Raw genomic sequence first — 18,279 nt, forward strand, 5'->3', positions numbered from 1 at the left:
CCGACACCGGCCGTGACAGGACGGCTTGTCCTGCGTCACAAAACCCGCCCGCAGCGCGACATGGCCGCCGTCACAGGCGAAGGATTCCTCTCGTGAGTCCGCAGCGGATCCTTGTGGTGGGTGCCGGTCACGTCGGGTTGTACGCGGCCCTGCGCCTGTCGAAGAAGCTCAGCCCTCGACGCGCCGAGGTCGTCGTCGTCGACCCTCAACCCCACATGACCTATCAGCCGTTCCTGCCCGAGGCGGCGGCCGGCAACATCTCGCCGCGGCACTCCGTCGTGCCGCTGCGCCGCGAGCTGAAGAAGTGCCGCATCGTCTCCGGCGAGGTCACCCGGATCGAGCACGCCCGCAAGACGGTGACGATCCAGCCGATCGAGGGCCCCGCCACCGAGATGCGCTACGACCACATCGTGGTGGCCCCGGGCTCCGTGTCGCGCACCCTGCCGGTCCCCGGCTTGCGCGAGCGCGGCATCGGCTTCAAGACCATCGGCGAGGCCATCTACCTGCGCAACCACATCCTCGACCAGCTGGACGTGGCGGCCGTGACGCCCGATGAGGCGTTCCGGCGGGCCGCGCTGACGTTCGTGTTCGTCGGCGGCGGCTACGCGGGCATCGAGGCCCTCGCCGAGATGGAGGACATGGTCCGCTCGGCGCTGCGCTACTACCCGGAGCTGCGGCAGGAGGAGGTTCGGTTCGTCCTCGTCGAGGCCACCCGCCGCATCCTGCCCGAGGTCGGCGCCAGCATGGGCGCGTACGCGGCCCGCCAGCTCGCCGCCCGCGGCATCGACCTGCGCCTGGAGGTCCGCCTCGAGTCCTGCGTCGGCGGCCTCGTCAAGCTCAGCGACGGCGACGCCTTCCGGTCCGAGACGGTCGTCTGGACGGCCGGCGTCAAGCCGTCGCCGATGCTGGAGCGCACCGACCTGCCGCTCGGCCCCCGCGGCCACGTCACGTGCCTGCCGACCCTGCAGGTCGCCGACGGCGACCGGGTCCTCGACGGGGCGTGGAGCGCGGGCGACTGCGCCCAGGTGCCCGACCTGACCAAGCCGCCGGGCGCCTGGTGCTCGCCGAGCGCCCAGCACGCGGTGCGCCAGGCCGCCGTCCTGGCCGACAACATCGCGATGGTCGTGCACGGCGGCCAGCCCAAGGAGTATCGCCACAAGTACGTCGGCAGCGTCGCGGGCCTCGGCCTGTACAAGGGCGTCGCCAACGTCTACGGCGTCAAGCTCAAGGGCTTCCCCGCCTGGCTCATGCACCGCACGTACCACATGAGCCGCATCCCCTCGTTCAACCGCAAGGTGCGCGTGGTCGCCGACTGGACGCTGGCGTTCCTGCTGCGCCGCGAGGTCGTCGCGCTCGGCCAGCTGCACACCCCGCGCGACGAGTTCACCCACGTCACGCCGGAGATCCCGGAGAAGGTCGGCGTCTGACGCCCGCGACGAAGCCCGGCGGCCGGTGGTCGCCGGGCTTCGCCGTGCCCGCTACGGTGTCAGGACACCCTGTCGCCCGGGTGGTGGAACGGCAGACACGGCCGCCTTAAAAGCGGCTGCCGCAAGGCGTGCGGGTTCGAGACCCGCCCCGGGCACCCCCTCTCAGGCTGTTCACAGCTTCCGGGATCCACAGGCTCGGCTGACTCCCGTACGCTGGTAGGGCACGTTCACGTGCGTTCACCCTGCTGAGGGAGGCTCTTGCAGTGAAGACTTCGAACCCGGTGCTCTCGCGACTCGGCCAGGCGGCCGAGCGGGAGCGGATGGCCGGGTACGCCCCGGCGGGCCCGTACGGGCCGGCCACCGGTCAGCCGGGTTACGGTCAGCCGTACCCGACCGCCGACGGCGGCTTCCCGGCCGCACCCCCCACCGTCCAGCCCATGACGATCGACGACGTCGTGGTCAAGACGGTCACCCTGCTCGGCGTCACCGGCATCTCCGCCGTGGCCGCCTGGAACCTGATCCCCGACGCCGTGGCCGGGCCGGCCTTCTTCGGCGCCGCCATCCTGGGTCTGGTCCTCGGCCTGGTCATCTCGTTCATGCGCATCGCCAACCCGGCGCTCGTCCTGACCTACGCGGTCGTCGAGGGCGTCTTCGTCGGCATGGCGAGCAAGTTCTTCGAGTCGCTCTACGACGGCATCGTGCTCCAGGCCGTCGTCGCCACGTTCGGCGTGTTCTTCCTGATGGCGGTGCTCTACAAGGTCCGCGCCATCCGGGCCACGCCGAAGTTCGCCCGCGGCCTCATCGCGGTCATGGGCGGCCTCTTCGCCGTCATGCTGATCAACCTGGTGCTCTCGCTGTTCGGCTTCAACACCGGCCTGCGCGACGGCGGGGTCCTCGGCATCGGCTTCAGCCTCATCTGCATCGTGGTCGCCTCGCTCAGCTTCATCCTCAGCTTCAACGAGGTCGAAGAGGGCGTCCGCATGGGCCTGCCCGCGAAGTACGCCTGGACCTGCGCGTTCGGCATCCTCGTCAGCCTCGTCTGGCTGTACCTGGAGATCCTGCGCCTGCTCAGCTACTTCCAGGGCGACGACTGACCGTTCCGCGTCCGAGGAGCGCCCGTTCCGGCTGTGCCGGGGCGGGCGCTCCGCCGTTCCCGGGCGGTGGGTGCGGCGGTTGCTAGGGTGCGGGCCGTGGCAGACGAGCTGACGACCGCGGTGGACCGGCTGGTGGCGCAGGTGGCCCACTGGGAGCTGCCCCGCTGGTCGACGGCCCTGCCGTCGGGCGGGACCCGGGCCGAGCGCGTGTTCGGCCTGGTGCAGCGCCTCGCCGACCGGGCCGCCGACGCCGAGGGCGAGCCGCGCCGGGAGGTGCCCCGGCTGGGCCCGCAGAACCTGGCCGACCAGGTCCGCGTGATGGCGGCCGACCTGGTGCTGGCCGGCGCGGACCCGGCCGTGCTCGCCGACGCCGCGGCGGACGTCCTGGAGACCCGCCGCCTGCTCTAGCTCAGGCGCTCCAGCACCATGGCCATGCCCTGGCCGCCGCCGACGCACATCGTCTCCAGGCCGATGGCCTTGTCGTGCCAGTCGAGGGCGTTGAGCAGCGTGCCGGTGATGCGGGCGCCCGTCATGCCGAACGGGTGGCCGACCGCGATCGCGCCGCCCATCACGTTGACCTTGTCGAGCGGCAGGCCGAGCTCGCGGTACGACGGGACCACCTGGGCGGCGAACGCCTCGTTGATCTCGACCAGGTCGACGTCGTCGACGGTCATGCCGGCGCGGGCCAGGGCCTGGCGGGTGGCCTCGACCGGCCCGAGGCCCATGATCTCGGGGGACAGGGCGGTGACGCCGGTGGACAAGATCCGCGCCAGCGGGGTGATGCCCAGCTCGCGGGCCTTCGTGTCGCTCATGACCACGACCGCGGCGGCGCCGTCGTTGAGCGGGCAGCAGTTGCCGGCGGTGACGCGCCCGTCGGGGCGGAAGACGGGCTTGAGGGCGGCGACGGCCTCCAGGGTGACGCCGGGGCGGGGGCCGTCGTCCACCGACACCACCGCGCCGGACGGGGTGGTGACGGGCGTGATCTCGCGCTCCCAGAAGCCGTCGGCGATGGCCTTCTCGGCAAGGTTCTGGCTGCGCACGCCGAACGCGTCCATGTCCTCGCGGCTGACGTCGTACGCCTGGGCGAGGTTCTCGGCGGTCTGGCCCATCGTCACGTAGATGTCGGGCAGCTCGCCGTCGGCGCGGGGGTCGTGCCAGGTGGTGCCGCCCTGGGCGCGCCGCTCGGTGCGGGCGCGGGCCTCGGCGAAGCGCGGGTTCTGCCAGCCGCCGCCGACGAGCGCGGCCGCCTCGGGCGGCAGGCCGTCGCTGTTGCCGCGCGCGTACCGGGAAACCGTCTCGACGCCGGCGGAGACGAACACGTCGCCCTCGCCCGCCTTGATGGCGTGGAACGCCATGCGGGTGGTCTGCAGCGAGGACGCGCAGTAGCGGGTGACGGTGGCGCCGGGCAGGCCGTCGAGGCCGAGCAGGGTGGCCACCACGCGGGCCATGTTGAAGCCCTGCTCGCCGCCGGGCAGGCCGCAGCCCAGGTAGAGGTCCTCGATGAGGGTGCGGTCGAGCTGCGGCACCTTGGCGAGCGCGGCGTCGACGATCGTCGCGGCGAGGTCGTCGGGGCGCAGCTCGCGCAGCGAGCCCTTCCCGGCGCGGCCGATGGGGGAGCGGGCGGTGGCGACGATGACGGCTTCCGGCATGCCGACGATGTTACTCACCGGTAAGGCCGCGGGCTACTCCTGCTTCGAGGGCTTTCCGGCCGCCGCGGCCGCCGCCGACACCGCCGGGTACAGGGCGTGCGCCCAGACGCGGTAGCCGTCCGCCGACGGGTGGAAGCCGTCGTAGCAGAGGGTCCCGGCGTCCGCCCGGAACACCGCGCCCGTCTCCTCGGCCAGGTCGACCACGGTGCCGCCGGCCTCGCGCACCGCGTCCGCCTGCGCCCGCGCCACCCGGCGGCCCTGCCAGCCGGTGAGCTGGCGCAGCGGGACGGCGATCGAGCGCACCGCGCCCAGGTCCGGGCAGGTGCCCACGACCACCTGCACGCCCGCCCCGCGCAGCCGGCGCACGGCCGCGCCGAGGTGGCCCGCCGCGTCCTCCGGGCTGCGGAAGCCGGTCGCGTCGTTGGCGCCGATCAGGATGACCGCCACGTCGGGCTTCTCGCCGAGCAGCGCCCGCGCCACCTGCGTCGCCAGGTCCGTCGAGCGGGAGCCGGCCACGCCGACGCTGGACAGCAGCACGTGGCGCTGCGCGCCGCCCTCACCCTCGGCCAGCAGCCGGGCCAGCTGGCCGCCGATCGTGTCGGCCAGCCACTCCACCCCGACGCCCAGGGCGGCCGCGTCACCCAGCAGCACCAGCCGCAGCTGCGGCGCCGACGACGGGCCCATCGAGGTGCGCAGGGCGAGCCCCATCGTCGGTTTGGCGTAGCGGCGGGTGCGGGCGGCGATCGCCTCGCCGGCCAGCAGCGCGGCGCCGCCCACGGTTCCCGCGATGAGGGTGGTCAGCGTCGCCCTGCCGATGCGTCCCGCCACGTTGCTCATGCCGCCTCCCCGATCATCGGTACGAAGCTCATCTTGCCGATACTTCCCGGTCGTCCGCTCAGTCATGCGTTCCGCCGTCGCCGTCCGGATCGGTGGACACCGGGACCGGGTGGTCGGCGGGCGCCGGCAGCGGCGGCGCCTCCCCGGGCGTCGCCGGGGCGCCGCCGCCGGTGTCGTTGCCCTCGACGACGGCGGTGACTCCCACGGCGGCGGGCGGGCGCAGCCGCCCCTCGAACCACGGGTGCCGGCGCAGCATCGCCCAGCGCCCCGCCGGGCCGCGGTCGCGCCCGTCGACGCGGGCCGCGTGGATCTCGGTGCCCGCCGTCTTCACGGCCTCCTTCGCCGCCTGCGGCAGGCTGCGCACCCCCTCCACGCCCGACGGCACCGCGCCGCCCCGGCCCGCCGCGCCGGCCGTCAGCGCCGACATCACGGTCGGCAGCAGGCCCGCGGCCGCCCGGGCGTACCCCTCGGCGGACGGGTGGAACTGGTCGGCGCTGAACATGCGCACCGGGTCGGCGACGAAGCGGGCGCTCAGCAGCTCGCCCAGCGACACCGTCCAGCCGCCCGCCTCGACCACCGCGACGGTCTGCGCGGCGGCCAGCTGGCGGCTCCAGTGCCGGGCCAGCCAGCGCAGCGGCGGCTTGATCGGCCGGATCGCCCCGATGTCGGGGCAGGTGCCCACCACCACCTCGGCGCCCGCCGCGCGCAACCGGCGCACCGCGTCCGCCAGGTGCCGCACCGCGGCCGCGCGGGCCGACGCGTGCGTCACGTCGTTGCCGCCCACCACGATCACGGCGACGTCCGGCCGGTGCTCCAGCGCGGCCTCCACCTGGTACGGCAGCCCCGCCGACGTCGCGCCCACCACGGCCAGCCGGCGCAGCCGCACCGGGCGGCGCAGGCGGCGGGACACGCCCGTGGCGAGCAGCGCCCCCGGCGTCTCCCGCGGGCGGTGCACCCCGTAGCCGGCCGCCGACGAGTCGCCCAGGATGACCATGCTGATCGGCCGCCCCGGGAACCGCGGGCCGTAGACGCCGTCACCGCGCGGCGGCGGCGCCTCGGCCTGCGGGATGATGCGCCGCGCCTGGTGGGCCTGGCCGAGCAGCACCCCGGCGCCGGCTGCCGCGAGCGCGACGGACACGCCGGTCGCGCCCGCGGCGGCCCTGGCCACCCGGCGCGCCGTTGCTGCCCGGCCCTGCGTTCGCTGCACGACTTCGCCCCCGAGAACCGTCGGACGTTTCCCTCGTGATGGTGCGGACTAGAAGGCTAGCGCGTACCGGCGACACCCGGAGATCCACCGAAGGGCTTCGGTTTTGCCCGGATTATCACCCCGCCCGGGACGGTCCCGCCGCCGTCGGCGTGATCCGGATCAGCACCCGCCGCTCCCGCTCCATCGCCGCCCGGTAGTCGTCCCAGTCCGGGTGCTCACCCGAGATCGCCCGGTAGTACGCCACCAGCGGCTCCATCGCCTCCGGCAGCGACACGATCTCCGCCTCGCCCTCCACCTGCACCCACCGCCCGTAGAAGCCGTCCGGCAGCACGCACAGCCACGCCCGCGGGTCCCGCCGCAGGTTGCGCACCTTGAACGCCGCCTCCCGGCTGCTCACCACCAGCCGGTCCGCCTCGTCCACCGCCACGTTCACCGGCGTCATCGCCGGCCGTCCGTCCCGCCGCGCCGTGGCTAGGACCGCGTTGCTCTGGGTACGTACCACCTCGAGCGCCTCACTGATCTCCATCAGTCCATCCTGGCGCGAACCGGTCACCATGGGCGAGAAGGAGGCGGGGCAGATGGCGAAGACACTCAGACGAGCGGCGGCGTTCTCCGCGCTCGGCAAGGCACTGTTCGCGGGCGCCCGGGGCGGCCCGTCGCTCGGCAAGCGGCTCGCCGCCCTGCCGCGCATGCTCAAGGCCACCGCCAAGGGCGAGTACGACGGCGGCATGCGCGTCGCCCTCATGGTCGCGGCCACCGCCTACGTCGCCTCACCCGTCGACGTCGTCCCCGAACTGTTCCTCGCCCTGTTCGGCCTCGCCGACGACGCCCTCATGGTCGCATGGCTCGCCGGCAGCGTCCTGTCCGAGACCGAACGCTTCATCGAGTGGGAGCAGCGGCGCGCCGCGGTCATTCCCGGGCACGTCGTCACCTGAGGGGTCGTTAGGCTGGCGGCGTGCGCTACTACGACAACGTCGTCGAGATGATCGGCAACACCCCGCTCGTGCGGCTCCACTCCGTCACGGAGGGCATCGCCGCCACCGTCCTCGCCAAGGTCGAATACGTCAACCCGGGCGGCTCCGTCAAGGACCGCATCGCCCTGCGGATGGTCGAGGACGCCGAGAAGGCCGGCCTGCTCGCGCCCGGCGGCACCATCGTCGAGCCGACCAGCGGCAACACCGGCGTCGGCCTCGCCCTCGTCGCCCAGACCCGCGGCTACAAGTGCGTCTTCGTGTGCCCCGACAAGGTCAGCGAGGACAAGCGCAACGTCCTCAAGGCCTACGGCGCCGAAGTCGTCGTCTGCCCCACCGCCGTCGCCCCCGAGGACCCCCGTTCCTACTACAACGTCTCCGACCGCCTCGCCCGCGAGATCCCCGGCGCCTGGAAACCCGACCAGTACGCCAACCCCGCCAACCCCCGCTCCCACTACGAGGACACCGGCCCCGAACTCTGGGAGCAGACCGCCGGGCGCATCACCCACTTCGTCACCGGCGTCGGCACCGGCGGCACCGTCAGCGGCGTCGGCCGCTACCTGCGCGAGCAGAAGCCGGACGTCCGCATCATCGGCGCCGACCCCGAAGGCAGCGTCTACAGCGGCGGCACCGGCCGGCCCTACCTCGTCGAAGGCGTCGGCGAGGACTTCTGGCCCACCACCTACGACCGCGACATCTGCGACGAGATCATCGAGGTCTCCGACAAGGCGTCCTTCGAGATGACCCGCCGGCTCGCCCGCGAGGAAGGCCTCCTCGTCGGCGGCTCCTGCGGCATGGCCGTCGTCGCCGCCCTCGACGCCGCCCGCCGCGCCGCCCCCGACGACGTCGTCGTCGTCCTGCTCCCCGACGGCGGCCGCGGCTACCTGTCGAAAATCTTCAACGACACCTGGATGGCCCGCTACGGCTTCCTCGACACCGGCGCCGACGGCCACCCCACCGTCGCCGACGCACTCGGCGCCAAGGACGGCACCATCCCCCCGATGGTCCACGTCCACCCCACCGAGACCGTCCGCGACGCCATCGACTACATGCGCGAGTACGGCGTCAGCCAACTCCCCGTCCTCAAGGCCGAACCCCCGGTCGTCACCGGCGAGGTCGCCGGATCCATCGCGGAGAAGGCCCTCCTGGACGCCCTGTTCACCGGCCAGGCCCACCTCCACGACACCATCGAACGCCACATGGCCGAACCGCTGCCGATGATCGGCGGCGGGCAGCCGGTGGGGGAGGCGGTGACGTTGCTGGAGCACGCCGACGCGGCGATGGTCCTCATCGATGGCAAGCCGGCCGGGGTCCTGACCCGGCAGGATCTGCTGGCGCACGTGGGGGCGGCGCACCCGTAGCCTCCACGTCTCTGGCCTTCGCTTCGCTACGGCGGGGTTTTGCCGCCTTGGTGTTCGTGCCGGGAGCCTTCCGGGGACGAGCGGCTGCGCCGCCGTCTCCTCAGGCTCCCGGCACGAACGCGGCAAAACCGACTCTGGGGCGGCTCGTGGGCTGCGTCGCCGCGCTCCTTGCAAACCTTCTGTGGTCGCTGTCGTCGGTGTGGTGGGGCGGCTTTTTATTGCAGTTCTGTGGGGGTGGCTATGACGTCCACCAGGGCGTTGCGGCGGAGGACTGTCAGGGGGAGGCGGGTGCCGATGGTCTGGCCCAGCATGAGGCGTTGCAGGGACTGGACGTCCTGGGTGGGGTGGCCGCCCGCCGTCACCAGGATGTCGCCCAGGTAGATGCCGGCGGTGCCGGCGGGGCTGTCCGGGACGACCTCGACGACGCGCAGGCCGATCTTCTGGTGGAGGCGGGTGGCCAGGGGCGGGGGGAGGGGGACGGGGACGCCGGCCACGCCGAGCCAGGCGCGGCGGACGCGGCCCGTGGCGACGAGGTCGCCGATGATCTGGCGGGTGGTCGTGTTGATGGGGACGGCCAGGCCCAGGCCGTAGCCGGCGACGGCCGTGTTGATGCCGACCACCGTGCCGGCCGAGTTTGCCAGCGCGCCGCCGGAGTTGCCCGGGTTCAGGGCGGCGTCGGTCTGGATGACGCTGTCGATGACGCGCACGTGGCGGCCGTCGCGAGCCGGGAGGCTGCGGCCCAGCCCGGAGACGACGCCCGCGGTGACGGAGCCGGCCAGGCCCATCGGGTTGCCGACGGCGACGACGAGCTGGCCGATGACGAGGGTGTCCGCGTCGCCGAGCGGGGCGGCCGGGCCGCCGGCGTGGTGGACGCGGACGACCGCCAGGTCCGACAGGGGGTCGGCGCCGACCACGTCGAAGCGGGCGTCCGTGCCGTCGGCGAAGGTGGCCTCGCCGCCGGAGGCGTGCTGGACGACGTGGGCGTTGGTGAGGAGGAAGCCGTCGTCGGTGAACGTGACGGCGGAGCCGGCGCCCGCGCCGCGCGGGCCCCGCACCGACAGCGCCGCCACGCTCGGCAGCAGGGAGGCGGCGACACCCGTCACGACACGGCTGTACGCGTCGAGGGCCTGCGCATCCACGTCCGTGTGTTCGGTATCCATGCAGCTCGCAACGCGTGCCCGCGCCCCGGGCATGCCCGGGTGACGTCCGCCCACAGCGAAAGCGCGCAGTCGCACAGTCCGTCCGACCGGGAAGTTGCACATCGCGGTTGACTTCCATGAGACGAGCTGAGGGGGAGGGAATGGTCAACGGAGACCACGACGACGCCGAGGATTCGCGGTGGTGGGCGGAGCTCACCAGCCGGCACGACCTGAACAGCGTCCACCACGTGGTGGGTCGCGAGGAACGCACCGCCGGTGGCGACCGGCGGGGGCGCCCCGCGGCGAACCGCGGGTGGTTCGGCGACCGGACCCGGCCCACCGGGCGCCGCGCGGGGGTCTGACCCCCGCCACACAGACGAATGATCCCGGCGGTTGATTCCGCGGTGCCCCGCCAGCACCCGGCATCCCGCGCCCCAAACCCGCCCACACACTGGAAGGTCGGCTTGCCTCCGCCGACCTGCGACGCCTCCGGCCAGGCGTCATCCCCCGGTTCGGGCGGGTACGGCGGGCGGGAGTACGTGACCAGCAGGTTCCCCCGCATTCACACCGGTCACGTACTCCCGCCCAGCTCTTTTCCGTAGCGCCGCTGCACCGTCGGGGCGCTGCCCACGTGCCCGGTGCGGGCGACGCCCTCGTCCACCCAGCCGCCCCGCTCATAGAAGCGCCGGGCGCGCGCGTTGCCCTCGAGCACCCACAGCACCGCCCGCGGTTCGCCGTGCGCGCGCAGCTGCTCCAGGGCCGAGATCATCAGCAGCCGGCCGACGCCGCTGCCCACCCGGTCCGGCGCCACGTGGATGCCGTACAGCTCGGCCGCGCCGGGGGTCTCGCTGGGGCCGGTGTACGTGAAGCCCACGATCGTGCCGCCGTCGTCGGCGACGGTGAGCCGGTGCGTGTCCGCCTCCCAGCGCCACCGCTCCGCCCACCACTCGCCCATCGCCGCGGCCGGGGTGGCGGCGAGCGCGCCGGCGGGGATCAGCCCGGCGTACGCGGACGCGCGCGACGCCAGGTGCAGCGCGCCGACCGCCATCAGGTCGGCGTGAGTGGCGACGGGGCGCAGGACGACGCTCACGCGAGGACCCTCGGCGGAACCGGGACGCGCATCAGGTCCTCGGCGACGACCAGGTCGCCGGTGAAGTGCTCGCGGGCCTCGTCGGCGAACCGGCCCGGGTCGGGGTAGCGCTGGGAGAAGTGGGTGAGCACGAGGGTGCGTACCCCCGACTCGGCGGCGACCCGGGCGGCCTGGCCCGCGGTGAGGTGGCCGACCTGCTCGGCGAGCGCGGCGTCCTCGGCGAGGAACGTCGACTCGATGACGAGCATGTCGGCGCCGGCGGCGAGGTCGTACACGGCGTCGCACAGGCCGGTGTCCATGACGAACGCGAAGCTCTGGCCGGGCCGGGGGACGCTGACGTCGTCGAGGGTGACGTCGCCGAGCCGGCCGGCGCGCTGGAGTTCGCCGACGGCGGGCCCGGCGATGCCGTGCGCGGCGAGCCGGTCGGGCAGCATGCGGCGGGCGGGGCGCTCGTCGTACCGGTAGCCGTAGGTCTCGATCGGGTGCCGCAGGCGCCGCGCGCGCAGCTGCCCGTCGGCGAGCCCGATGGCGGTGTGGTCGACGACCGGCAGGGCGCCGATGCGGGCGTGGTCGACGAAGCTGCTGGCCTTGCGCAGCCGCTTGAGGAACTTGCGCCCGCCCAGCGGGTAGGAGATGTCGACCTGGTGCGGCACCCGGTCCAGGGAGATGCGCTGGAGCACGCCGGGCAGGCCGAGGCAGTGGTCGCCGTGGAAGTGGGTGATGCAGATGCGGGTCAGTTCGGTGGCGGACACGCCGGCCAGCAGCATCTGGCGCTGGGCGCCCTCGCCCGGGTCGAACAGGACGGTGTCGCGGCCCCAGCGCAGGACGTAGCCGTTCTGGTGGCGGTGGCGCGTGGGCACCTGGCTGGCGGTGCCGAGGATGATCAGTTCGCGCATGAGATGAAGCGACCCCCGGGGTCTTCCGCGCCGCGGAGCGGCGTGGTCCGGTCGGACTAGGCCGGAACCCCGGGGGTCGGGTGGCATGTCTGGTATTCGCCGCACCGCTGCCACACGGTCTCGACGTTATTGCGTACGAAGCTGTCGAGGACAGCGGCTAGCGGACAGCCACCTCACGAGTCCCGTTGCTATACAACTTCGGACCACCTCCCTTCACGTGTACGGCCAATTTAGCTCCGCCACAGGGCGTCGACAACGGGATTAGAGGCGCGGAAACACCCGGGGGGACATTTCGGTGCCTTCCACCACAACCGAGGCGGGACCGATGATCTTCGGGTCGGGTCGGCCGACCACGTCCTCGTCCTTGTCGTCGTACTCGTACAGGTTCAGCACGTGGCGCATGGCCTCCAGCCGGGCCCGCTTCTTGTCGTTGCTCTTGACCACCGTCCACGGGGCGTCGGCGGTGTCGGTGTAGAAGAACATCGCCTCCTTGGCCTCGGTGTAGTCGTCCCAGCGGTCGAGGGACTCCAGGTCCATCGGGGAGAGCTTCCACTGCCGCACCGGGTCGACCTGCCGGATCGCGAACCGGGTGCGCTGCTCGGCGCGGGACACCGAGAACCAGAACTTCACCAGCCGGATCTGCGAGCGCACCAGCATCCGCTCCAGGTCGGGGGCCTGCCGCATGAACTCCAGGTACTCGACCCGGTCGCAGAAGCCCATGACCCGCTCGACGCCGGCCCGGTTGTACCAGGACCGGTCGAACAGCACGATCTCGCCGGCCGCGGGCAGGTGCTTGATGTAGCGCTGGAAGTACCACTGGCACGACTCGCGGTCGGTGGGCTTCTCCAGCGCCACCACCGACGCGCCGCGCGGGTTGAGGTGCTCCATGAACCGCTTGATCGTGCCGCCCTTGCCGGCCGCGTCCCGCCCCTCGAAGAAGATCATCAGGCGCTGGCCGTTCGCCTGGATGTGCTTCTGGAGCTTCAGCAGCTCGATCTGGAGCAGCCGCTTCTGCTGGTCGTACTCGTCGCGGGAGAGCCGCTCGTCGTACGGGTAGTCCTCGCGCCAGGTGTCCACGGGCGAGCCGTCGGCGTTGAAGAGGACCGGGTCGTCGTCGTCGTCGGCCTCCACCCGGTAGTCGCCGAGGTTGGGCAGCGCGGTGGGGGTGTCCGTCATGGGAGGGGACTACCCGGCCGGCGCGCACATCATCCGAGGAAACGCCGGATCCTGCGGCGGGATGCGGCGCGCCGGGCCGCCGCCAGTCCCTCCAGCGCCCGCTCGCCGGCCCGCCGCTGCCGCTCGTGCAGCACCCCGTAGTCGAAGCCGTTCTCGCCGGCCTCGTGCGCCCGGCCCGCGTGCTCGCGCAGCAGCTGGCCGGTGATCACCGCGTCCTGGTGCTCGCCGAGCACGTCCTGCAGCCCGGTGAGCGCCTTGGCCAGCCGCCGGCCCGGCTTGCCGAACACCTCGGCCGCGTACCGGGCCCGCTTGTACGCCTTCCGCGCCTCGTGCAGGTGCGGGTCCCGGTCGTCGCCGGTGCGCTCGTCGGCCTCGGCGAGCAGCTCGTCGGCGCGGACCAGCGCCTTGCGGGCCCGGCGCCGCACCCGGCCGGCGCCCACGGCGGGCGGGCCGTCGACGGCGGCGTCCAGCTCGTCGAGCAGCGTCAGGTAGCGGTCGCCCTCCAGGGCCTCCGTCAGCTCCCGGCGGCCCCGGTCGAGGTCGTCGGCGAGGCCGTGGGTGAGCCGGTCGTGCGCGGCCGGGAAGTCGCCCGTGAGCCGGTCCATCCGCCCGCGCATCACCTGGGCGTCGCGCACCGCGCCCAGGGGCCCGGCGAGCCACTTCAGCTCGTCGCGCAGCCGGCCCGCGCGGTCGGCGGGCCACACCGACCGGAACGTCTTCAGGGTGCTGCGCAGCCGCCGGATCGCCACCCGCATGTCGTGCACGGCGTCCTCGTCGCCCGCCCGTGCGCCCGGGTCGTTCGCCACCAGGGCGGCGCGCTGCTCCCGCGCGTACCGCTGGACCTGCGCCACCGTGCCGCGCGCGGACAGCGCGGGGCGGTCCGGAGCCGGGACGCGCCCGCCGAGCACCCGGCCCAGCTTCGACGGCCCGGCGGCGGGGGTGGCGCCGGCCGCCAGCAGCGCCCGCTCGACCGCCTCCAGCACCTCCGGCCCGCCCTCGACCAGCTCGACCTCGACCTCGCGCCAGTGCTGGGCCTCGCCGTACGCCTCCGCGTCCACCGTGTCGTCGGCGATCAGCGCCAGCGTGCGGCCCGCCGCGTCCCGGACGGGCGTCTCGACGCGCCGGGTGCGCAGCCGCGCCACCGGCGCCACCTCCTGGCGCCGCACCACCGCGCGCACCGGCGCCAGCAGCTCCGCCGGCACCCCGTCCGCCGACCGGTCGAGCGGCAGCCGGTGCTCGACCCGGGCCGCGCCGTCGCCGGGCGTCTTGAGGTGCCACCCGGCGTCGGTGCCGCCGGTGCGCCGGCGCAGCGTGATGCGGTGGGCCGCCAGCCGCAGGTCCGGGGTGTCGAAGTAGGTGGCCTCCAGCTCGTGCGTCGCCGGCTCGCCCGTGCCGTCGACGGCGGGCAGCGCGAAGTCGGCCGGGACGTCGTACTTGCGCTCGGATTCGATGGCGGTCTCCATACCGGGACCTTTCCCCGGCGCGGCGGCGGTTATCCGCCCCACCGGCGGGCGCGCGGCCGCGGCCACCGGCCGCGACCGCGCTGTCAGCCCTGCCCGCCGTGACTGCGCAGGTAGAGGGCCCGCGAGTAGTGGGCCGCGGCGGCGCCGTAGTACATCATCGCCTGGGTCACGTGGAAGTTGTTGTCGGCCAGCGCCTTCTTCGCGTTCGCCGTCTCCGCCCAGCGGATCTCGGCGTCGGTGTCGCCGATGCCGCGGCGGATGCACCGCTGCCGGTTCAGCTCCTTGCCGACCATGAACGTCTCGAGCGCGCCCTCGGCCTTGCGCATCATCGCGCGGCCCCGATCGATGAGCGACTCCGCCAGTGCCCAGGCGTCACGCTCGTCCGGATTGTTGAATCTCGCCATCGCAGACCTCCCCGTTCCCGCCCCTTTCACCTGCCATCGCTTCGTCAAGTCTGGGCGGGCGGGTCGGCGGTTGTCGATCTCCGGGAGCCGAAATCCCCTGAAGGTGGATCACCCGTCGGAGAGGTTGCCGGACCGGCTCCGGGCTGCTCGCACGAGCCGCGCGGCGACGGCGGTCGGCACCGCGCGTCCGGCGGCATACCGTCGGGGCATGTCGAGAATTCTTTTCGTGCTGACCGGCGCCGACCACTGGACCCTCGCCGACGGCACCAGGCACCCCACCGGCTTCTGGGCGGAGGAGGTGACCGTCCCGTACGAGGCGTTCACCGCCGCCGGGCACGAGGTCGTCGTCGCCACCCCCGGTGGCGTCGTGCCGACCGTGGACGACGGCAGCCTCACCGACGACACGGTCGCCACGGCCGTCGAGGCGATGACCGAGCTGCGCCGGCCGATCGCGCTGGCCGACGTCCGGCTCGGCGACTACGCGGCCGTGTACTACCCGGGCGGGCACGGCCCGATGGAGGACCTCGCCACCGACGCGGAGTCCGGCCGGCTGCTCGGCGAGGCGCTGGCGTCCGGCCGCCCGCTGGGCGTGGTGTGCCACGGCCCGGCCGCGCTGCTGGCCACCGGTGCGGACGGCGCGTCGCCGTTCGCGGGGTACCGGCTGACCGGCTTCTCCAACGCGGAGGAGACCCAGGGCGGGCTCGCGCCCCGGGCGCCGTGGCTGCTGCAGGACCGGCTGGCCGGTCTGGGCGCCGACGTGGTCGTGGCGGAGCCGTGGGCGCCGCACGTCGTCGTCGACCGCAACCTGGTGACCGGCCAGAACCCGGCGTCGTCGGCGGGCGTGGCCGAGGAGATGCTGCGCGCCCTGGCCTGACCGGGCCCCCGAACGGCAACCGCCGGGGCGGCCGCGTCGTGCGTCCGCCCCGGCGGTGTGTCGCCGGACTGCTACGGGGTCAGCAGGCGCCCAGGTCGCGCCAGACCTCGTTGGTGCCGGGCTCGTCGCCCTGCGTCCACCAGCGGGCGGTCCACCGGTGGCCCTTGTGGGTCACCTCGCCGCTGGCGCCGGTGTAGACCTTGCCGCGGTCCCACGCCGGGCCGGAGCACGTGGTGGGGGTGCTCGGGGTGACGCTGGCGCTGGGGGAGACGCTCACGCTCACGCTCGGGCTGGGCTCGCCCGCGCAGGCGCCCTGGTCGAGCCAGACGGCGTTGGTGCCGGGCTGGTCGCCCTGCGTCCACCACTGGGCCTTCCAGGTGCGGCCGCCGTACGACACCAGGTTGGTGCCGGTGTAGACCTTGGTGCGGTCCCACGCCGCCGCCGCGCAGGTGCCGGTGGACGGGCTGGGCGACGCCGAGGCGCTGGCCGACGTGCTGGTCGACACGCTCGCGGTGGGGCTGGTCGGGACGACCCCGCCGCCGGCGCCGCGCGGGTTGTCGGTGCTGAGCGCGTACGACTTGCCGCCGAAGGTCACCGTGTAGTTCGACGGGCCGCCGATGGGCAGCTGGTACACGACGGTGATGTCGATCGTGCCGCCCGGCGCGATGCTCTGCCAGCCCGGGATGGTGAACGACGCCCGGTGGAACGTGCCCTTCAGGCCGCCGACGTTGTTGCCGGTGTGGTCGCTGCGGATGATCTTCAGGCCGCTGCCGGACTGGTCCGACATGTTGGCGGGCGCGGCGACCGGGTAGTCGAACTGGAACTCGGCGCCACCGGGGATCGTGGTGGTCGACTTGTTCGTGATCCGCATCTTCGGGTTGATCGGGTAGTTGCTGTCGCCCAGCGCGTACTCGACGAGGTCCACCTTGACGTCCAGGATGTCGGCCGGCATGGCCTGGGTGGCCTTGAGCGCGCCCGGCTTCGACGCCGACTTGAACTTGTCGTAGAGCAGCGTGGTCAGCGTGTCGCCGATGTAGTACTCGCCCTTGCCGCCGTTGCGGTCGGCGTAGAAGTCGTAGTCGCCCGCGAGCTCCCAGATCATGACGCCGCCGAGGCCCTGGTTGACGACGTAGTCGGCCTTGGCGCCGAGCGACTGCTCGTCCTCGGTGGACAGGAAGACCTTCTTGGAGTCGTTCCACAGCCACGGCGCGACCAGCGTGGAGTTGTAGTGCCGGGTGTACGTGCCGGTGAGGTTCGACGCGCTGAGGTTGTACTCGCCGAGGTAGCTGCCGGCGATGCCCTTCTCCAGGTTCTTGGCGTGCCACAGCGGACCGGAGCCGGCGCCGACCTCCTTGCCGTTCTCGACGTCGTGCCAGATGTTGTCGATGCCGACCGCGCCGTCGCCGCAGGCCGTCGTGCCCTTCGGGCAGGTGCCGGTGGACCGGGCCTTGCCCCACAGGCCGTTGGTGCCGCCGGTGACGTTGCGGTGGCCGCGGGTGTAGTACGGCACGCCGATGTTGATGCGGCCCGCGGCCATGGCGCCGCGGAAGTACTTGGCGGCCCAGTCGGTGTTCAGGTAGCCGATGCCGCCGAACTGGGCGGCGGTGTAGACGCCGGCCTGGGCGAGCTCGGCGTCCTTGCCGTCGTCGAACAGCGACGCGTTCGGGCCGACGTACTCGTTCCAGGCGCCGTGCAGGTCGTACGACATGATGTTGACGTAGTCGAGGTACTGCAGGCTGGCGAAGTTCTCCATGCCGCGCAGCAGGTAGCCCGAGGAGGGCGCCGCCACGGTGAGCATGTAGTACTTGCCGTCCTGGGCCGACGCGGCGTTCAGCTTGTCGCGCAGGGTCTTCATCAGCGCGTTGTAGCTGCGGTTGAGGCCGGCGCGGCGGGCGTTGCTGATCGCGAAGTCGTCCGGGTGGCCGGCGTCCTTCATCGACGTCGGGTACTCGTAGTCGATGTCGACGCCGTTGAAGCCGTACTTGCGGATGAAGTCGACGGCGGACGTGGCGAACGTGTCGATGCCGGCCTGGTTGACGGAACCGTCCGAGTTGGTCGTCATCGTGTAGAAGCCGCCGCTGGCGACGCGGTTCTCGCCGTCCAGGTAGCCGCCGGTCTCGGCCCAGCCGCCGACGGAGATCAGCGTCTTCACGTCGGGGTGCTGCTTCTTGTACTTGGTCAGCAGGTTGAAGTGACCCTTGTACGGCAGGCTCGGGTCGAGCTCGGCGCCGGGGACGCCGGGGAAGCTCATGCCGGTCGCCGGGTTGGTGGCGTTGTCGGCGCCCACGGAGACCTTGTTCTGCGCGTCGACGTGCGCGAACGCGTAGTTGATGTGGGTGACCTTGTCCCACGGGATGTTCGAGGCGAGGTACTTCGCCTGGCCGTTGGCGCCGGTGCGCCAGCCGGTGAAGTAGCCGATGATGCGGCGGCCGTGGTCGGCGCCCAGCTTCTCGCGGCCGTCGGTGTCGTACGCCAGGCAGTACGGGGTGGCGACCCCGGCGGTGGCGGCGAGGCCGTCGGGCCGGCAGTCGGGCTGCTCGGTCTCCGCGGACGCGGTGAACGGTATGGCGACGAGGGCGGCGGCGACCACCGCGGCGGCCGACAAGGACAAAGTGGTGCGTTTGTTCATCAGGAGGCTCCCGTGGCGGAGGGGGCAGAAGGTGCTGCGGTAGCGCCTGATCAACAATATGA

The 18,279-nt window shown here is 73.1% G+C and carries 18 protein-coding genes and 1 tRNA gene; 8 read left to right on the plus strand and 11 right to left on the minus strand.

What is annotated here, in order from left to right; translation table 11 throughout:
• Positions 1-92: 92 nt before the first annotated feature.
• From Sya03_RS18340 to Sya03_RS18355, 4 genes are all read left to right on the plus strand, one after another.
• Positions 93-1,427 (plus strand): NAD(P)/FAD-dependent oxidoreductase, encoded by a 1,335-nt coding sequence (locus Sya03_RS18340; protein WP_203939521.1) that lies wholly within the window; start codon positions 93-95, stop codon positions 1,425-1,427.
• A 74-nt stretch (positions 1,428-1,501) separates the two neighbouring features.
• A tRNA-Leu gene (locus Sya03_RS18345) sits at positions 1,502-1,582 on the plus strand.
• A gap of 108 nt (positions 1,583-1,690) precedes the next feature.
• On the plus strand, positions 1,691-2,521 hold the full coding sequence (locus Sya03_RS18350) for a Bax inhibitor-1/YccA family protein (protein WP_203939522.1): 831 nt from the start codon (positions 1,691-1,693) through the stop codon (positions 2,519-2,521).
• Positions 2,522-2,617: 96 nt separating this feature from the next.
• Positions 2,618-2,929 carry a hypothetical protein gene (locus Sya03_RS18355; protein ID WP_203939523.1) on the plus strand — a complete coding sequence of 104 codons (312 nt, stop codon included), beginning with the start codon at positions 2,618-2,620 and terminating at the stop codon, positions 2,927-2,929.
• Here Sya03_RS18355 and Sya03_RS18360 read toward each other — a convergent pair.
• The 4 genes from Sya03_RS18360 to Sya03_RS18375 all read right to left on the minus strand — a co-directional run bounded on the left by Sya03_RS18360 (position 2,926) and on the right by Sya03_RS18375 (position 6,740).
• Positions 2,926-4,170, minus strand: coding sequence for an acetyl-CoA C-acetyltransferase (locus Sya03_RS18360; RefSeq protein ID WP_203939524.1), 1,245 nt, complete (start codon positions 4,168-4,170; stop codon positions 2,926-2,928). The genes Sya03_RS18355 and Sya03_RS18360 overlap by 4 nt on opposite strands.
• A 33-nt stretch (positions 4,171-4,203) precedes the next feature.
• Positions 4,204-5,007, minus strand: coding sequence for an SGNH/GDSL hydrolase family protein (locus tag Sya03_RS18365; protein ID WP_203939525.1), 804 nt, complete (start codon positions 5,005-5,007; stop codon positions 4,204-4,206).
• A 58-nt stretch (positions 5,008-5,065) separates the two neighbouring features.
• Positions 5,066-6,214 carry an SGNH/GDSL hydrolase family protein gene (locus Sya03_RS18370; protein WP_203939526.1) on the minus strand — a complete coding sequence of 383 codons (1,149 nt, stop codon included), beginning with the start codon at positions 6,212-6,214 and terminating at the stop codon, positions 5,066-5,068.
• Positions 6,215-6,329: 115 nt separating this feature from the next.
• Positions 6,330-6,740, minus strand: coding sequence for a PPOX class F420-dependent oxidoreductase (locus Sya03_RS18375; protein WP_239107643.1), 411 nt, complete (start codon positions 6,738-6,740; stop codon positions 6,330-6,332).
• Positions 6,741-6,792: 52 nt separating this feature from the next.
• On the opposite strand from Sya03_RS18375, the gene Sya03_RS18380 reads away from it, so the two are divergent.
• Both Sya03_RS18380 and Sya03_RS18385 read left to right on the plus strand, forming a co-directional pair.
• Entirely contained in the window at positions 6,793-7,149 is a 357-nt protein-coding gene (locus Sya03_RS18380; RefSeq protein WP_203939528.1) for a YkvA family protein, read from the plus strand.
• Positions 7,150-7,169: 20 nt separating this feature from the next.
• Positions 7,170-8,546, plus strand: a complete 1,377-nt coding sequence (locus tag Sya03_RS18385) for a cystathionine beta-synthase (protein WP_203939529.1) — start codon at positions 7,170-7,172, stop codon at positions 8,544-8,546.
• 215 nt (positions 8,547-8,761) lie between these two features.
• Here Sya03_RS18385 and Sya03_RS18390 read toward each other — a convergent pair whose 3' ends face one another.
• Positions 8,762-9,649, minus strand: a complete 888-nt coding sequence (locus Sya03_RS18390; RefSeq protein ID WP_239107644.1) for a S1C family serine protease — start codon at positions 9,647-9,649, stop codon at positions 8,762-8,764.
• A gap of 197 nt (positions 9,650-9,846) precedes the next feature.
• On the opposite strand from Sya03_RS18390, the gene Sya03_RS18395 reads away from it, so the two are divergent.
• Positions 9,847-10,047 carry a hypothetical protein gene (locus Sya03_RS18395; RefSeq protein WP_203939531.1) on the plus strand — a complete coding sequence of 67 codons (201 nt, stop codon included), beginning with the start codon at positions 9,847-9,849 and terminating at the stop codon, positions 10,045-10,047.
• Between the two features lie 209 nt (positions 10,048-10,256).
• Here Sya03_RS18395 and Sya03_RS18400 read toward each other — a convergent pair whose 3' ends face one another.
• The 5 genes from Sya03_RS18400 to Sya03_RS18420 form a co-directional block, all read right to left on the minus strand.
• A complete protein-coding gene (locus tag Sya03_RS18400) occupies positions 10,257-10,775 on the minus strand; it encodes a GNAT family N-acetyltransferase (protein WP_203939532.1) in 519 nt (172 codons plus the stop codon).
• Complete coding sequence (locus Sya03_RS18405) at positions 10,772-11,671, minus strand: ribonuclease Z (protein ID WP_203939533.1); 900 nt, start codon at positions 11,669-11,671, stop codon at positions 10,772-10,774. The genes Sya03_RS18400 and Sya03_RS18405 overlap by 4 nt, the downstream gene beginning before the upstream one ends.
• Before the next feature lie 261 nt (positions 11,672-11,932).
• Positions 11,933-12,847 (minus strand): polyphosphate kinase 2, encoded by a 915-nt coding sequence (ppk2, locus tag Sya03_RS18410; RefSeq protein ID WP_203939534.1) that lies wholly within the window; start codon positions 12,845-12,847, stop codon positions 11,933-11,935.
• A 29-nt stretch (positions 12,848-12,876) separates the two neighbouring features.
• Positions 12,877-14,310 (minus strand): CYTH and CHAD domain-containing protein, encoded by a 1,434-nt coding sequence (locus Sya03_RS18415; protein ID WP_203939535.1) that lies wholly within the window; start codon positions 14,308-14,310, stop codon positions 12,877-12,879.
• Between the two features lie 83 nt (positions 14,311-14,393).
• Positions 14,394-14,714, minus strand: coding sequence for a hypothetical protein (locus Sya03_RS18420; RefSeq protein WP_203939536.1), 321 nt, complete (start codon positions 14,712-14,714; stop codon positions 14,394-14,396).
• A gap of 208 nt (positions 14,715-14,922) precedes the next feature.
• Between Sya03_RS18420 and Sya03_RS18425 the strand changes: the two genes are divergently transcribed.
• Positions 14,923-15,588, plus strand: coding sequence for a type 1 glutamine amidotransferase domain-containing protein (locus Sya03_RS18425; protein WP_203939537.1), 666 nt, complete (start codon positions 14,923-14,925; stop codon positions 15,586-15,588).
• A gap of 79 nt (positions 15,589-15,667) precedes the next feature.
• On the opposite strand, the gene Sya03_RS18430 is transcribed toward Sya03_RS18425, so the two are convergent.
• Complete coding sequence (locus Sya03_RS18430; RefSeq protein ID WP_239107645.1) at positions 15,668-18,217, minus strand: chitinase C-terminal domain-containing protein; 2,550 nt, start codon at positions 18,215-18,217, stop codon at positions 15,668-15,670.
• Positions 18,218-18,279: the final 62 nt, after the last annotated feature.

The organism is Spirilliplanes yamanashiensis (assembly GCF_016863475.1).
Taxonomy (GTDB): Bacteria; Actinomycetota; Actinomycetes; order Mycobacteriales; family Micromonosporaceae; genus Spirilliplanes; species Spirilliplanes yamanashiensis.

Coding starts and splice junctions, on each gene's coding strand:
- Sya03_RS18380 (WP_203939528.1), top strand. CDS start 6,793: ATGGCGAAGACACTCAGACGAGCGGCGGCGTTCTCCGCGCTCGGCAAG.
- Sya03_RS18430 (WP_239107645.1), bottom strand. CDS start 18,217: ATGAACAAACGCACCACTTTGTCCTTGTCGGCCGCCGCGGTGGTCGCC.
- Sya03_RS18360 (WP_203939524.1), bottom strand. CDS start 4,170: ATGCCGGAAGCCGTCATCGTCGCCACCGCCCGCTCCCCCATCGGCCGC.
- Sya03_RS18415 (WP_203939535.1), bottom strand. CDS start 14,310: ATGGAGACCGCCATCGAATCCGAGCGCAAGTACGACGTCCCGGCCGAC.
- Sya03_RS18395 (WP_203939531.1), top strand. CDS start 9,847: ATGGTCAACGGAGACCACGACGACGCCGAGGATTCGCGGTGGTGGGCG.
- Sya03_RS18425 (WP_203939537.1), top strand. CDS start 14,923: ATGTCGAGAATTCTTTTCGTGCTGACCGGCGCCGACCACTGGACCCTC.
- Sya03_RS18365 (WP_203939525.1), bottom strand. CDS start 5,007: ATGAGCAACGTGGCGGGACGCATCGGCAGGGCGACGCTGACCACCCTC.
- Sya03_RS18375 (WP_239107643.1), bottom strand. CDS start 6,740: ATGGAGATCAGTGAGGCGCTCGAGGTGGTACGTACCCAGAGCAACGCG.
- ppk2 (WP_203939534.1), bottom strand. CDS start 12,847: ATGACGGACACCCCCACCGCGCTGCCCAACCTCGGCGACTACCGGGTG.
- Sya03_RS18420 (WP_203939536.1), bottom strand. CDS start 14,714: ATGGCGAGATTCAACAATCCGGACGAGCGTGACGCCTGGGCACTGGCG.
- Sya03_RS18405 (WP_203939533.1), bottom strand. CDS start 11,671: ATGCGCGAACTGATCATCCTCGGCACCGCCAGCCAGGTGCCCACGCGC.